General features: G+C 42.8%; 12 protein-coding genes. 10 read left to right on the forward strand and 2 right to left on the reverse strand.

Translation table 11 applies throughout. The annotated features are described in order from the left end of the window. Together JMW39_RS00005 and JMW39_RS00010 are read right to left on the reverse strand one after the other, a co-directional pair. Positions 1-624 (reverse strand): hypothetical protein (locus JMW39_RS00005; RefSeq protein ID WP_201542897.1); only part of this gene is annotated, 624 nt, incomplete at its 3' end. Between the two features lie 163 nt (positions 625-787). After that, positions 788-1,744, reverse strand: a complete 957-nt coding sequence (locus JMW39_RS00010) for a hypothetical protein (protein WP_201542898.1) — start codon at positions 1,742-1,744, stop codon at positions 788-790. A 256-nt stretch (positions 1,745-2,000) separates the two neighbouring features. On the opposite strand from JMW39_RS00010, the gene JMW39_RS00015 reads away from it, so the two are divergent. From JMW39_RS00015 to JMW39_RS00060, 10 genes are all read left to right on the forward strand, one after another. Beyond that, positions 2,001-3,059, forward strand: a complete 1,059-nt coding sequence (locus JMW39_RS00015; RefSeq protein ID WP_201542899.1) for a LysR family transcriptional regulator — start codon at positions 2,001-2,003, stop codon at positions 3,057-3,059. 337 nt (positions 3,060-3,396) lie between these two features. Further along, on the forward strand, positions 3,397-4,683 hold the full coding sequence (locus JMW39_RS00020; protein ID WP_201542900.1) for an NRAMP family divalent metal transporter: 1,287 nt from the start codon (positions 3,397-3,399) through the stop codon (positions 4,681-4,683). Positions 4,684-5,085: 402 nt separating this feature from the next. Continuing rightward, on the forward strand, positions 5,086-5,976 hold the full coding sequence (gene prpB, locus JMW39_RS00025; protein WP_201542901.1) for a methylisocitrate lyase: 891 nt from the start codon (positions 5,086-5,088) through the stop codon (positions 5,974-5,976). 136 nt (positions 5,977-6,112) lie between these two features. Further along, positions 6,113-7,252, forward strand: a complete 1,140-nt coding sequence (gene prpC / locus JMW39_RS00030) for a 2-methylcitrate synthase (protein WP_201542902.1) — start codon at positions 6,113-6,115, stop codon at positions 7,250-7,252. Between the two features lie 342 nt (positions 7,253-7,594). Further along, a complete protein-coding gene (gene acnD / locus JMW39_RS00035) occupies positions 7,595-10,228 on the forward strand; it encodes a Fe/S-dependent 2-methylisocitrate dehydratase AcnD (protein WP_201543468.1) in 2,634 nt (877 codons plus the stop codon). A gap of 297 nt (positions 10,229-10,525) precedes the next feature. After that, positions 10,526-10,903 (forward strand): hypothetical protein, encoded by a 378-nt coding sequence (locus JMW39_RS00040; protein ID WP_201542903.1) that lies wholly within the window; start codon positions 10,526-10,528, stop codon positions 10,901-10,903. Positions 10,904-10,965: 62 nt separating this feature from the next. Beyond that, complete coding sequence (gene prpF / locus JMW39_RS00045; RefSeq protein WP_201542904.1) at positions 10,966-12,222, forward strand: 2-methylaconitate cis-trans isomerase PrpF; 1,257 nt, start codon at positions 10,966-10,968, stop codon at positions 12,220-12,222. 78 nt (positions 12,223-12,300) lie between these two features. Then, positions 12,301-14,154 (forward strand): ABC transporter ATP-binding protein, encoded by a 1,854-nt coding sequence (locus JMW39_RS00050; protein ID WP_227679081.1) that lies wholly within the window; start codon positions 12,301-12,303, stop codon positions 14,152-14,154. A 118-nt stretch (positions 14,155-14,272) separates the two neighbouring features. Then, positions 14,273-14,863 carry a GNAT family N-acetyltransferase gene (locus JMW39_RS00055; RefSeq protein ID WP_201542905.1) on the forward strand — a complete coding sequence of 197 codons (591 nt, stop codon included), beginning with the start codon at positions 14,273-14,275 and terminating at the stop codon, positions 14,861-14,863. 187 nt (positions 14,864-15,050) lie between these two features. After that, complete coding sequence (locus JMW39_RS00060; protein ID WP_201542906.1) at positions 15,051-16,568, forward strand: bifunctional 2-methylcitrate dehydratase/aconitate hydratase; 1,518 nt, start codon at positions 15,051-15,053, stop codon at positions 16,566-16,568. Positions 16,569-16,609: the final 41 nt, after the last annotated feature.

The following is a 16,609-nucleotide window of genomic DNA, read 5'->3' on the forward strand; positions in this document are numbered from 1 at the left end:
GTCCTGTTGATCCATCGTTGGCTGACTTATTACTACAAAGCGCGCACTATTACTTTCTAAGTCATGAGAATCTGAATCACGGAATAACGTATTCTGCGCCGCTCGTTTAAAATCATCTTCACTCAGCATTGTTTTAACCTTTATCATCCCTATTTCTCCATCAGTATTTTGCATCTCATTTTGAGTTTCAATAAACTGAGTAATGGACTTAGGATTGGGTGCGGCTGCTGCATTCACTTGATTGGCTGATACCTTATCCTTGACGAATGAAGCTGATACACTATCAGTTGCTAGTGATATATTGGAATTTTTTGCGAGTAAATAATCGAAGGCAAATACAGCAAGTAAGAAAACGGCGCAAAAAACACTAATGACGCTGAGAAATTTGGTGTTATTAAACGACCTACTCTTATTAATTTTAGCAGCGTAGATAGAGACCTGAGGTTTTGAGTCGTTTACAGCCTTTTGCGTGGTTTGATGCATCATTTGCTGCATATAGCGCTCGTATGGGCGACGCATACGCTTACGACCCTCGACATTTAAAATAACGTCATTACTATTAAGGCTACTACTAGGCAGCTTTGTAGCGATATCAGGATTCATGTCATTACTTGAGGGGCTCATCAGTACCGTATCCATATATGTTATTAGCAGTATATATCCGCGTCTATATCTGATGATACGTAACCTTTGATACGATGCAACGGTTTTTGGTATGAGCGTTAAGATTACCGGATAAACGGTATCAAAACACTGATTTAGGGCCTTTTTAGTAAATTAGGCATAGTTAATCATTGGTCTCACGAAATAATGTACTTTGTGACTCTTCTCTAAAATCTTCATAGGTAATGGCAGGTTCAGACTTTGATTCATTCTCAGCGGTAGTCTTATCCTCATTGCTAGAGTTTTTATTATTGGTACTTGGCGCAGTGCTTTTAGAGTCTACAGTCGATTGATTGCTAGTATCAGCAGAAGCTTTATTAGGGTTTTTGTTTTCTTGTCCATTATTAGCAACAGGCGTCTCATTTGCTGTATTTACTTTATCACTATTATTACTAACAACTGTATCAGTGGCAGGCGGTGTTGTTGACAGAAAACCGGCAAAGATAAGCGTCAATACGACCGCAGCAATTAATAATGAGCCAACAATCATCCCGATGATGAGTGGTTTTTTGCTACTTGCCAGCTTAGCATTTTTTGCTGAGATAAGTTTGGTTGGGCTTTGTGCAGATAAATCATCGATGTTAATCTTTTCTTGATCGAGATCTTCAATGTTGTCATAGCTTTGTTTCGTACTATTTAAAGGTGCCTTATCTAAGGAATCTATAGGAGAAAACGACGCAGAATCTCTTGCAGTAGTGTTGTTAGCCGTATCTGCATACTCATCATTTTCATCGGAGAAATCTAAATGAACGCCCGTACTTGAGGCGTTTGTTCCCTGTAGACTTGTCTCTTGCTGTAGCTCATCTTGCTGGCTAGCAAATAACTCTAGCTCTGCGGCGCTCAACGGCTCGTATGATGACAGTTTATTGGCATTTTTTAACAGTTTTAATACTGCTTGCTTGCCTTCATTACTATTATCTTGCTCATGATTGCTATTATCGGTGCTGTCTACATTTTCAACACGCGTGATAAAACGCTCATAAATATTGTCTTTACGCGAACGTCTTCGTGGCTTAGCATTAGCAATTTTAGCTAAGTTTGCCTCTAGATCAGCGCTTTTCTTGCTTTTTTTATCGCTCATGAAGTGATACCAGAACAGTTAATGCCACGAATAATAGATGATTGCTAGAATTAGGTTAAAAATGTCTTGTTGGTACGCGTTGTTTGTATGGCTAATTTACAGGAATTGTTTGCTAAATTGTAACACTATCGTTACCCCACAATATAGTGGGTCGCCTTCTCTCCTTCAAGTATAATTTACGTTTGTTTATTTTAGTTGTATAAACGTCACAAAATACCCGCTTAAATAAGCGTTATAGACAGATGAGCATCACAATATGGATTTAAAACAGCTCAATGCTTTTATTGCTATTGCTGATTGTAAAAGCTTTAGCGCCGCTGCCACTAATACTGGATTATCACAGCCGACGCTTAGCCGGTTGCTCAAGCAGCTTGAGACTGATATGGGTGTAGAATTGGTTGATCGTTATCATAGACCGCTCCATCTGACAGAAGCGGGTATATTCTTTTACGATAAAATCAGTACGATACTGACAGAGATTGACACCGTCACCATTATGACCCAACGCTTATCAGAGCCAAGCACGGCTTTAAATATTGGCTTTGTACCATCGGTGCTGTACGGCTTACTACCCGAAGTTATCGCTAAGCTCAAGCAGTCTAATCCCGATATTGAGGTAAATCTCAAGGACATCAGCTCCTATCAGCAAACTGATGCCTTAAAAACGGGTGAGATTGACATAGGTTTTGGGCGCTTTGCCCATCAAGATCCTTGGATTCAGCAGATATTATTACGTCATGAGCGTTATATGGTGGCGCTTCCTAAAGCGCATGCGCTCGCTCATATTAATGAACAACGCCTGATTGATTTGGCAAATAATCGTTTGATTTTATATCATCAAACTCACCTGCCTATATCGACGACAGCCCAACCTATTAACTCTTCTATTAGGAGTAGCTCTACTAATAACGCTACTAAGCCTCTAACTACCAACGATAAAAGCCGTGACCAAAATAAGCTGTCTTCTACCGAGCAGGCTTCTTTTGAGCCGGTAACTGAACCTTTGCTGCATCTATTTGCTCAATATGGCATCTCACCATTTATGACCACCACCGTCAGTGATTTACAAGTAGCACTCGGCTTGGTTGCCGCTGGTGAAGGCATTACCTTGGTACCTGCCAGCCTAAAAACCGTACGCACCGAGCAGATCGTCTATCGAAGCCTGCTGCATGAAAATGCCACCTCTCCTATTTACCTGCATACCCTTAAAGACTTTGTCCATCCTAAAATACCTGACTTGCTTGGCGCAATTTATCAAGTATATGAGCGCCGCGGTATCACTTATCGTAAGCAAAGTTTTACCTTACAGCGTTAAAGCGCATTAAACCGTTGTAAATGGCGCCAAGTGGCAGATATCGGTGGCGGATTGTGTTATAAAGAACCGGCAAAAAATACATAGCCCTAACCCTTGATATTCTTAGCTTCTTATGCTAACTATCGAGAATGGGCATACAAACAAATAGTAATAATAATCTTAATAATCATTCTCCTGTATAGCATCGTTATGCTAAAGTCGATACAAGGTGAATCGTTTTATATTTAGCATTATAAAATAGCCGCTATAAAAATTGTATAAAACGATTCTCTAACGATCACTGGCAAACTGACACAGGTAAGTGATGATTTGCCGTATTAACCATTTCGAGGTATTCATGTCCACACAACCACTCAATAACCCAGCTGCCACTAACGATACCGTTACTCCGCAGCAAGAAGGCTTTAGCTGGCGAATTTTCGGTCCCGGTATTTTGATGGCGACCGCTGCTATCGGTGGCTCACATTTGATTTCATCGACACAGGCTGGTGCAATATATGGCTGGCAGCTGGCGATTATGATTATTTTAGCCAACGTCTTCAAGTATCCGTTCTTCCGCTTTGCCACTGATTATGTCTACGATACCGGCGAGAGTTTAATCGCAGGCTATGCCAAACGCTCAAAAGCCTATCTCTGGATTTATTTTATCCTATCCATTTTATCGGCTGTGATTAGTACGGGTGCAGTGACATTGCTTGCTGCCGTGATATTGGGCTTTATGCTGCCCGCATCTGTAGGACTATCAAGTATTACCTTAGCTGTCATCATCGTTGCGGTATGTTGGTTTTTTCTGATTGCTGGTCATTATAAGTTGCTTGACGGCGTCACTAAGTGGATTATGATTGCGCTCGTATCCGCAACCGTGTTGGCGGTGATGATTGCTGCTGGTAAGCCGACAGTGATGGTGGCGGATTTTGTCCCTGCCTCTCCTTGGAATCTAGCGACTTTAGGGTTTGTTGTGGCATTGATGGGTTGGATGCCAGCACCACTTGAGTTTGCTGCCATCACCTCGATGTGGACATCAGCCAAGAGAAAAGCTGACAATACCACTCACCGTCAGGGTTTGCTGGATTTCAATGTGGGTTTCCTAGTGTCTGCTATTTTAGCCTTGTTCTTTTTAGCGTTAGGTGTTTTCGTGCAATACGGCTCAGGTCAAGAGATTCAAACCGCAGGTGTCGCTTATATTGATCAGCTTATCAATATGTATACCGCCACTATCGGTGAATGGTCAAGGCTACTGGTCGCCTTCGTCGCCTTTATGTGTATGTTTGGCACAACGATTACCTGTGCGGACGGTTATGGTCGTGCTAATGCCGAATGCTGGCGTCTACTAAAAGGTGAAGATGAGATCAACAAAAAGCAAATCGCCTTTTGGACCACTTATGCTATCGGTGGCGGTCTGGTGATTATTAGCTTCTTTGCCGGACAATTAGGCGCTATGTTGAAGTTTGCGATGATATCAGCCTTTATATCCGCGCCTATCTTTGGGTGGTTAAACTACTCGCTAGTGAAAAACCATAAAAAACTATCAGCCGGTATGAATGCCTATTCGATAGCAAGCCTTGTATTTTTAGGTGGCTTTACCTTGTTATTCCTAGCCAACCTTGCTGGTATCCTTGGTTAGTGCGGGTTAATTTTGATTAAAATATCGTTATAAAGCCTTTTATCATAAAAGCCCTTTTATCTCAGTTATCAGGGCTTTTTATTGCTGAGTGCTATGGTCAGCCTTAACAAAGCCGGAATAGACTAAAACAGAGCGATTTGTAACTAAATGTAAATAATAATATGGCTAAGATTTCATAACTTGAGCAATATGAATAGTAATCTCAATAAATCTCTAGAAAATGGATATTACTATTCATAATATGAATTATTTTATTAAAACTAATAAATATATTAAATATTATTAATTAATAGCAGTAAAACACCGCTTTGCAATCATGGATAATTGGGTATAATCAAGCACAACAATCTCATCCTTCTTCATCATATCGATAAGATTATCCCTCCACGTAAGGACTACGACATGACCTCATCAGCTGGCGCTCGCTTTCGCAGTGCAATGAAACAAAAAAACGATAATAACCAACCACTACAGATTGCCGGTGCGATTAATGCTTATACGGCTATGATGGCAACCCAAGTCGGTCATCAAGCTTTGTATCTCTCTGGTGCGGGCGTAGCCAACGCTTCATTTGGTCTGCCTGATTTGGGTATGACAAGCCTTGATAACGTCTTAGAAGATGCGCGCCGTATTACCGATGCGGTGGATACGCCGTTATTGGTCGATATCGACACCGGTTTTGGTGGTGCATTTAATATCGCTCAAACGATTAAGAAAATGGAAAAAGCCGGCGTTGCAGCTGTGCATATCGAAGACCAAGTGGCGCAAAAACGCTGTGGCCATCGCCCAAATAAAGAAATCGTTAGCATCTCAGAGATGGTTGATCGCTTAAAAGCAGCGCTTGATGCCAAGACGGATAAAGACTTTGTGGTGATGGCGCGTACGGACGCCCTATCTGTAGAAGGTCTTGATGCGGCTGTTGAACGTGCCGTTGCTTTTCAAGAAGCAGGTGCCGATATGATTTTTGCCGAAGCATTGACTGATATCGAGATGTACCGTAAGTTTACCGATGTATTGGATATTCCAGTCCTCGCAAATATGACTGAGTTTGGTCAGACTGACCTTTATACTACTGAGCAGTTATATGCGGTAGGTGTTGATATGGTGCTATACCCATTATCAGCATTCCGTGCGATGAACAAAGCGGCATTAAACGTTTATCAGCATCTGCTTGATGATGGCACACAAGAAAAAGTCGTCGATACCATGCAAACGCGTATGGAGCTTTATGACTTCTTAAACTATCATGAGTTTGAGCAAACGCTAGATAAACTATTTGCCGATAGTAAGTAAGGACGGACAATCAATAATCATGCAAGTAAGTCATCAGCAAAATCATCGATATTTAATTTTACTGATGACTGTTTAATTATCGTTTAACCATTACTAGTATTTCACCCCAAAAGCTACCAACAAAAAGGAATTTATCATGGCAGCACAAAACCAATCAGCAAAAGTATTGTCAGGCGCAGGTCTACGTGGTCAAGTCGCAGGCAAGACGGCTTTATCTACCGTTGGCAAATCAGGCTCTGGTCTGACGTATCGCGGTTATGACGTATCAGAACTTGCTGACAAATGTATTTTTGAAGAAGTGGCTTACTTATTGTTATATGGCAACTTGCCAACCCAAAGTGAGCTTGATGCTTATCAGACCAAATTAAAAAGCTTACGTGGTTTGCCACAGCCATTAAAAGAAGTGCTTGAACGTATACCTGCTGCAGCGCATCCAATGGACGTATTACGTACCGGTTGCTCAATGCTCGGTAACTTAGAAACTGAAATGAGCTTTGATGAGGAAAACCATCAAGCAGATCGTATGCTGGCGGCATTCCCATCAATCATCAACTATTGGTATCGCTTTAGCCATGACAACGTCCGTATTGAAACAGAAACGGATGATGACACGATTGGTGGTCACTTTTTGCATCTGCTAAAGGGTGAGAAGCCAAACGAGCTCCATACCAAGGTCATGAACGTATCACTCATTCTTTATGCTGAGCATGAGTTTAATGCATCAACCTTTACTGCTCGCGTTTGTGCCTCTACCTTGTCTGATATCCATTCTTGTATCACTGGGGCGATTGGCTCACTACGTGGTCACTTGCATGGCGGCGCGAATGAAGCGGCAATGGATATGATTGAAGGCTTTAGCTCACCAGATGAAGCCGAAAAAGAGATGATGGCAATGCTGGCGCGTAAAGACAAAATCATGGGCTTTGGTCATGCCATCTACAGTGAATCTGATCCACGTAACGTTGTTATCAAAGGTTGGGCTGAAAAGCTCGCTGCTGACGTTGGTGATGAGGTGTTATATCCCGTATCAGTACGCTGTGAAGAAGTGATGTGGCGCGAGAAAAAACTGTTCTGTAATGCCGACTTTTTCCATGCTTCAGCCTATCACTTCATGGGTATTCCAACCAAACTGTTCACGCCAATCTTTGTTTGCTCGCGTCTAACTGGTTGGGCAGCACATGTGTTTGAGCAACGCGCTAACAACCGTATCATTCGCCCAAGTGCGGAATATATCGGTGAAGAGTTGCGCCCAGTACCAGAGATAAGTGCGCGTTAATCTATATAACCTATATAGATTAGCTATCTGGAATAAGGACTTACGCCATATAAACCGTACTTAGTATAGAGAATTTAGCGGTTAAGTCAGCTATGTTGATTGGCTTAACCGTTAAACCTTCTTATAAGTTTAGACTGACTTTTACTCTAGTTAAATCCCGTTTTTTTAGTAAAGCTAAGTTTTTCGCGTTTAATAATAAGTGCTAGGTAGCGCATAGATAATGCTTTGCTAAAAGAACTGCCCTTTTTATAAGAAAGTTATCAACAATCCTTTTATAAATAGCCCTCATTGCAACCAGCCAATAGCCAAAGGTGACTTATGGACAACGCCCTCGTACAACCGATGAATGAACAATTCAAAAAGCCATTACCTGGCACAGATTTGTATTACTTTGATACCCGCGAAGCGATTGAAAGCATTGAAGCGGGTGCCTATGACAAACTGCCGTTCTGCTCAAAAGTATTGTGTGAAAACTTGGTACGTCGTTGCCCTCCAGAAGACTTAACGGCGGCGTTAGAACAGCATATCTATGGTAAACAAGATTTAGATTTTCCTTGGTACCCTGCCCGTGTCGTTTGTCATGATATTTTAGGTCAGACGGCGTTTGTTGATTTAGCAGGTCTACGTGATGCCATCGCTGAGCAAGGCGGTGACCCATCAAAAGTCAATCCTATCGTGCCAACGCAATTAATTGTTGACCATTCATTGGCCGTTGAACATGCAGGCTTTGAAGAAAACGCTTTTGAGAAAAACCGCGCCATTGAAGAGCGTCGTAACGATGACCGCTTCCACTTTATTAACTGGTGTCAGTATGCCTTTGATAACGTCAACGTCGTACCGCCTGGTAACGGCATCATGCACCAAATTAACTTAGAAAAAATGTCGCCGGTTGTGCAAGTGGTCAAAAATAAAGCCGGTGAACAAGTTGCCTTTGCTGATACGCTCGTCGGTACAGACAGCCATACGCCGATGGTTGATGCTTTAGGTGTTATCTCAATCGGTGTTGGTGGTCTAGAAGCTGAAAGCGTGATGTTAGGCAACCCATCATATATGCGCCTCCCAGATTACGTTGGTGTTAAGCTAACGGGCAAATTGCAAAAAGGCATTACCGGTACCGATTTGGTGCTCGCGATGACCGAGTTCCTACGTGATGCCGGCGTAGTCTCTACCTATATTGAGTTCTTCGGTGAAGGTGCACGCCAACTGAGCGTTGGTGACCGTGCGTCTATCTCCAATATGACCCCAGAATATGGCGCGACGGCGGCAATGTTCTATATCGATGAGCAAACCATCGACTATTTACGTCTCACTGGCCGTTCTGAGGCTCAAATCAAATTGGTTGAGCAGTATGCCAAGCAAACCGGTCTATGGGCTGATGGCATGGGAAATGCGGTTTATGACCGTGTGCTTGAGTTTGATTTGTCTGCAGTCGTCCGTAATATGGCAGGCCCTTCACGTCCGCATGCTCGCGTTTCAACCACAGATTTGGTTGCCAAAGGTATTGCTCATGCTCCTGAAGATAAATTACCAGAGCCAAAAGATGGTCTGATGCCAGATGGCGCAGTTATTATCGCCGCAATTACCAGCTGTACCAACACTTCTAACCCACGCAATATGGTTGCAGCGGGCTTAGTTGCTCGTAATGCTAATAAGAAAGGTTTGTTACGCAAGCCTTGGGTAAAATCATCATTAGCACCAGGCTCTAAAACCGTCAAAATGTATCTAGAAGAAGCTGGTCTGATGTCTGAGCTACAAGAAATCGGCTTTGATGTGGTTGGCTTTGCTTGTACCACTTGTAATGGTATGAGTGGTGCGCTTGATCCTGATATTGAAAAAGAAATCATCGATAACGATCTGTTTACCACTGCGGTGTTATCTGGCAACCGTAACTTTGATGGTCGTATCCACCCGTATGCCAAGCAAGCATTCTTAGCGTCACCGCCATTAGTGATTGCCTATGCTATCGCCGGTAATATCCGCTTTGATATTGAAAAAGACTCGTTAGGTAAAGACCAAAACGGCAATGATGTTTATCTAAAAGATATCTGGTTCGATGACGATGAAGTTGATGCCATCGTTGCCAAAGCCGTGAAGCCTGAGCAATTCAATGCTGTCTATATCCCTATGTTTGATGAAGCTAAAAAAGACACAGGTAAAGCCTTAAGCCCACTCTATGATTGGCGCGAGATGACCACTTATATCCGCCGTCCGCCATATTGGGAAGGCAAAATGGCAGCGATGAATAAGCTAAAAGGTATGCGTCCGTTAGCGGTGCTTGGTGACAACATCACCACTGACCATTTATCACCATCTAATGCGATTTTGGGCGATTCGGCGGCTGGCGAGTATCTTGATACTATGGGTCTGCCAGCAGAAGATTATAACTCTTACGCAACCCATCGCGGTGACCACTTAACGGCGCAGCGTGCGACCTTTGCCAATCCTAAGCTATTGAATGAGATGGTACGTGACGAGAAAGGTGAAGTCATACAAGGTTCACTTGCTAGAGTTGAACCAGAAGGTCATGTCATGCGTATGTGGGAAGCGATTGAAACCTATATGAATCGTGAACAGCCACTTATCATCATTGCAGGTGACGGCTATGGTCAAGGCTCAAGCCGTGACTGGGCTGCCAAAGGTGTGCGTTTAGCTGGCGTAGAAGTTGTGGTTGCTGAAGATTTTGAGCGTATCCATCGTCAAAACTTGGTCGGTATGGGCGCACTACCTTTGCAATTTAAAGAAGGTGTCAATCGTAACACCCTAAATATCGATGGTACTGAAATATTCGATATCGAAGGCGAAGTGTCGGCTGGTGGTGAGATGACACTGGTCATTAACCGCACAGATGGTACTGTCGATAAAGCCTTAGTGAAATGCCGTTTAGACACCGCTGATGAAGTTAAAATGTATAACGCGGGTGGTATGCTCCAGCGCTTTGCCAAGGAGTTTATCGATGGCACGTTAGATATTGCGTAAGCATTTGAGTTTTAAATAAGCAAAGAGCCGATGTTGTATAAATTATACGGCATCGGTTTTTTTATAATTGGCATCCTATTATCAACTGACAACCACGACATCAAAAAGCTTGTAAATTATTCAACAATTATTAGGAAATTGGGCATAATAACGATTTATATTTTACTATTAAGAGATGTTGTTATGAGCTGGTTCAAATTGTTTATTGCGTGTGTTGTCCTTTATCTTGGTCAAAGTTATTACCTTTTATCATCAAATAATGTAGAAAAATTTTTGGCTGAACATAACGCCTTAGCTATGCAAGATCCGGTAGCCGCTTGTGATAACTATAGCGATGACGTCGAAGTGTCTATTAATCACGATACCGGTAACGGCGCTTGGGAAGTAGAAGGTGGTAAGAATGAGATATGTGGCTATATAAAACAATCTCAGGCAGCACTTACTGTCCTACAAGCCAATACCTCAGGTCATCTCGAAAATCTAACGGTGAAGACAGGCTTCCCATGGTCTAAGGCTCATGTGAGCTATGATGAAATCAACGAGGTTCAAATGAATACGCTAGGCTCAATCAGCAGTAAAACGCATGATGCTATTGATATTAAGCGCACGCTCACTGGTCTAAGTATAGCGTCAGTAAATTCTACTGGTGGCGTAAACGCACTCGGTAAACCTTAATCATTACTTTTAGCCATGCTTTTGAAAATAATATTAGAAAATTAATTAAAGGACTTCCCACTATGACTCAATCAACTTCACAACATGCATCTTTAAAAAACACACCAATATTCGCTCCACAAATCTCTGTCCCTGCTACCTATATGCGCGGCGGCACCTCAAAAGGCACCTTCTTTAAACTCTCCGACCTACCAGAACGTTGCCAAGTTGCTGGCGAGTCGCGCGATAATTTCCTATTACGTGTCATCGGTAGCCCTGACCCTTATGGTAAGCAAATTGACGGCTTAGGAAATGGTAGCTCTAGCACCTCAAAGACAGTAATCTTATCCAAGTCTGAAAAAGAAGACCACGATGTTAACTATCTGTTTGGACAGGTAAATATTGCCAAGCCGATGATTGATTGGGCGGGTAACTGTGGTAATTTAACCGCTGCCGTTGGTGCTTGCGCGATTAATATGGGCTTGGTTGATGCGGATAAAGTTGCTAGCAGTACGGACGACGGCATTTGTGAAGTACGCATCTGGCAAGAGAATATCAGTAAAACCATTATTGCCCATGTGCCTGTTTACTTAGATGAACAAGGCAAGGTACAAGTCCAAGAAACGGGCGATTTTGAGCTAGATGGTGTGACCTTTCCTGCTGCCGAAGTAAAGATTGAATTTATTGATCCAGTAGATTCATCTAGTGATATGTTCCCGACAAACAATCTAGTCGATGATTTTGATGTGTCTGGTTGTGGCCTAAATACTGATAACGTAAAGGCGACCTTTATCAGTGCGGGTATCCCAACCATCTTTATGAAAGCAGAAGATTTGGGCTTTACCGGTACTGAGCTGCAAGGTGATATCAACAGCGATAGCGAAACCTTGGCTAAGCTTGAAAAAATCCGTGCCAAAGGCGGTGTTGCGATGGGCTTGTTTAAAGATGTCTCCGAGGCACAAACCAGTCAGCATATTCCAAAAATTGCTTGGGTTGCTCCTGCACAAAGTTATAGCGCATCAAGTGGTAAAGCAGTTAATGCTGATGATATTGATCTCGTTGTACGTGCGATGAGTATGGGGCAACTGCATCATGCAATGATGGGCACAGCAGCAGTAGCGATTGCAGCAGCAGCGACTACTCAGGGAACGTTAGTTAATGAGGCAGCAGGTGCAGGCGAGCTTAGTGAGGTGCGTTTTGGTCATCCATCAGGGACCTTATTGGTTGGTGGTAAAACAGAACAAGTCGCTGGACGTTGGCAAGCCAAAAAGGTGTCGATGAGCCGCTCTGCTCGTCGTATCATGGTTGGTGAAGTGTTTGTACCAGCAGATGCGTTTTAAATGTTTATTATTTGTTCGATTTCTTTAATACTTATACTCTGAATAGCTTTTTGCTTGCGTTTGTTTTACTCTAATAAAATGCCAACTTCTCCTACTCTTAATAAATCACCACTAGACAAAAAGCCGCCGCTCAAAAAAACGGAGCGGCGGGCTTTGCTGTGGGATATCCTAAAAAAGCTTGCCGTCTTTGCTCAGCCTTATCGCTTAATAATCATTGCTACCTTGATATTGACGGTGCTAGGCTCCTTTACGGCTCAGGTTAATGCCTTTGTACTGCGCTATGCTGTTGATACCTTGACCGAAATCGCCACCCTTACCGAGCCTTGGGAAGCTGGCGTGCGCATGCTCACTATTATAAGTGTGGTATTGCTGACTAAAGAGATATTGTCGATATTCATCTCGTTTGGACAGCGCTTTTATGGTGAAAAGATTCGTATCAATCTCTCGCGTGATTTATCGCAAAAAATCATTGAGCGTATCTTAACTTACCGTATGGCGTTTTATACCAGTAGTGAAAACGACAGTGGTAAGCTGCAAACCCGTATCGATTATGGCGTTAGCAGTCTTACAAGCCTAGTACAGAACTTCTTTATCGATATGCTACCGCTGTTTGCAAGTGCCATTGTATCGCTAATCATTATGTTTTCGACCAACTTTTGGATAGGCTTGGTTGGTCTGATTATTATCCCGATTTACTTTTTTATCAGTCAAAAACAGGCAAAGCGTTTGCAAGGTTTCCGCCGGCAGATGCGCGGCTTTAGAGAAGCCAAAAGTGGTCTTGTTATCTCGCTGATTAACTCAATCAGTGTCGTAAAGTCCTTTGTGCGCGAGTCTATCGAGGCGGAGAAGCATTTAACCATTCAAAAGGATATGACTGATAATCAGCTGCGTATTCGTAGTATTGGTTTTATTTATGATGCGATAAAAACCTTTATCGAACAAATCGGTGTAGTGGCTATCATACTACTGACTTCTTATTTCGTGCTAAACGGTCAGATGACCATTGGGATGATTTTATTTCACGTCATGCTGTTTCAAAACGTCGCGGCCCCTATCCGTCAATTACATCGCATATATGATCAAATTAACAATGCGCTTACCTATGCCGAAGGATTTTTTGAGATTTTAGAGGACGATGATCAAGTTGAAAAAGTCTCTGGTTTGAGTAGCAAAAACTTAAAAGGTCATATTGAGCTTAAACATGTCAACTTTACCTATCCTAATGGCACCCAAGCGCTAAAGGATGTCAGTTTTACCATCAAGCCCAATCGCATTACGGCGCTGGTGGGCTTAAGTGGTGCTGGCAAGAGTACGATTATCAATCTGTTGGTAAGGTTTTATGAGCCTGACGCCGGCACGATATGCTTAGATGGTCAGAATCTAGCCGACTACGATACCCATGAGCTACGGCAAAATATCGGCTTGGTATTACAAAGCAACCATATTTTCTCAGGTACGATTAGCGAAAATATTCGTTATGGCGATATGAATGCAAGTGAGGATGATATTGTGGTTGCAGCTAAGAAAGCTTCGATTCATGAGCAAGTCATATCACTAGCAAAAGGCTATGAAAGTAGTGCAAAGTCCCTATCAGGCGGACAGCAGCAACGTATTGCATTGGCAAGAATGTTTTTAAAGGATCCGCCGATTGTGTTTTTGGATGAACCAACGGCGAGCTTAGATGCCATTGCCAGTCAACAGGTTAAGAAAAGCCTAGATTTGATTAAAAAAGATCGTACCGTGATTATGGTATCGCACAATATTGCCCAAATTATCGATGCTGATGATTTAGTAGTAATAGAAAACGGGCGCGTGGTTGAGACAGGTACTCACGAAGCACTATATGAGCAGCGCGGTAAATACTTTGAGATATTCAGCGCGATGTCTGACAGTTTAAACTTGGATAAAATCAGTCAAACCTTAAATAGTTAATGTAGGGTGAAATCGTTATAATGCTCAGGCATTGATGCATTATTTCTGTATTTAGAATATTTATAATTTATGTTGTTACCCTATATAAGCCCTTTAAATTGTTAGAAGCTATTTGACTATGACCTGTGAATTTTCTATAAAAACCTTTGATGAGCTGACCACCGTTGATCTTTATCATATCTTAAAAGCCCGCTCACAAGTATTTGTGGTGGAGCAAAACTGCCCGTATCAAGATATGGACGAGGTGGACTTTGACTGCTTACATCTGGTTGCCCATCAAAATGAAGCCTTGATTGGCTATTGCCGAATTATCCCGCCGTCATTTAATCACAAAAAATCCTCGGTTAATCCGTCAGGTCCGATACCGGCGATTGGCAGAGTTCTGGTGTTAGCAGAGCACCGCGGCAATGGTGTCGCCCGTCAAATAATGCTTGAGGCCATCAAGTACTGCCGCAAAAAGTATGGTAAAAAAACCATTATTATCTCCGCACAGACTTATTTGCTAAACTTTTACGAATCACTTGGATTTATCGTTGAAGGTGAACGCTATCTTGAAGACGGTATCGAGCATGTCATCATGGTTTTACCCGTCATTAAGAAAGTAAAAGTACAAAAAGAAAGCTCAGGGATGATGAGTAGTATTCTCAGTTTTTTACTATTGATACTGTCATTGTTATTCATTGTTGGGTTAGTTTATCTCATGATTTGATGGCGCGCGTTTTTATCTTTACCTTGAATACGCTCATAGGCAAATCATTAAACCATAAAACAGTCTTACACGACTTCACTGTTGTTCGATATTGAGTATGCTATTTTTGATACATGACTGATTAATAAATGTCTAAGACGACTTTATTAATCGCTCAAATATTCGACTCAAGGAAGAGGTAACGACTATGTCTACGACTCAAAACGCCACGGTAGAGAGCAATGTTCGTCCAGAGTATGACGATGAAATTCAAAAAATCGCCGACTATGTGCTAAATTACTCTATCGATGCAGACTCGCCCAATAGTGCTGATGCTTGGAATACCGCCCGCTACTGTTTGATGGATACGCTAGGGTGCGGATTATTGGCACTGCGCTTTCCTGAATGTACCAAGCACCTAGGACCCGATTGCGCTGATCAAATCACCCCTAACGGCGCGCGCGTACCCGGTACACCCCATAGACTCGACCCTATTAAAGCCGCTTTTGATATTGGCTGTGTGGTGCGCTGGCTTGATTATAACGATACGTGGCTTGCGGCTGAATGGGGTCATCCTTCGGACAACTTGGGTGGTATCTTGGCAGTAGCGGACTATATAAGTCAGCAAAATGTCAGCCAAAATAAAGTACCGCTCACGATGCATGACGTACTAGAAGCGATGATTATGGCGCATGAGATTCAAGGGGTGCTTGCCTTAGATAATTCATTCAACCGTGTGGGTTTAGACCATGTGTTCCTAGTCAAATTAGCCTCAACGGCTGTGGTCGCTAAACTCTATAAATTACCACGTGAGCGCATCATGGCGGCGATCTCGCAAGCGATTGTGGATGGTCAAGCGCTGCGTACCTATCGTCATGCACCTAATGCTGGTAGCCGTAAATCATGGGCGGCAGGCGACGCCACCAGTCGTGCGGTACGCTTAGTCGATATTACTCGTCGCGGCGAGATGGGCATCCCTGGGGCATTAACCGCTCCGCAATGGGGCTTTTATGATGTGTTGTTTAGCCATACCAATAAAGATTTGGCACTCAAACCTGAAGGCGAGCGCCGCTTTACCTTCCAGCGCGAGTTTGGTAGCTACGTGATGGAAAATATTTTGTTTAAGATAAGCTTCCCTGCCGAGTTTCATGCCCAGACCGCTTGTGAAGCGGCTGTCATTTTGCATCCACGTATCGATGATAGAATTGATGAGATTGAGAAAATCGTTCTGACTACTCATGATTCAGCCATTCGAATCATCTCGAAAGAAGGCGCGCTTGCTAATCCTGCTGATCGCGATCATTGTTTGCAATATATGGTTGCAGTGCCTTTATTGACCGGCGACTTGATGGCAGAGAATTATGAAGACGATTACCACGCGCAGCATCATATCTTGATTGATGGGCTGCGCCGTAAGATGGTTGTTGTCGAAGATGCCAGCTATTCGAAAGACTACCATGACCCAAGCAAACGCTCGATTGCCAATGCCATTCAGATATTCTTTAAAGACGGCAGCAGTACCGATAAAGTCGCTGTGGAATATCCTATTGGTCATAAACGCCGCCGCGCTGAAGGCATCCCTGTATTAGAAGCGAAGTTCCGAGCAAGTTTGGCGACGCGCTTTATTGACAGTCGCTGTGCGGATATTTTTGCTCTATGTGATGATCAAAAGTGTTTGGAGCAAACCCCTGTTAATGAGTTTATGGATTTATTCGTCGCTAATTAATTTTAAAGCGTATCAATAATTCAGGTGCCTTTTCATTTTCA

Origin of the sequence: Psychrobacter immobilis, assembly GCF_904846175.1 — a bacterium.
Taxonomy (GTDB): domain Bacteria; phylum Pseudomonadota; class Gammaproteobacteria; order Pseudomonadales; family Moraxellaceae; genus Psychrobacter; species Psychrobacter immobilis_E.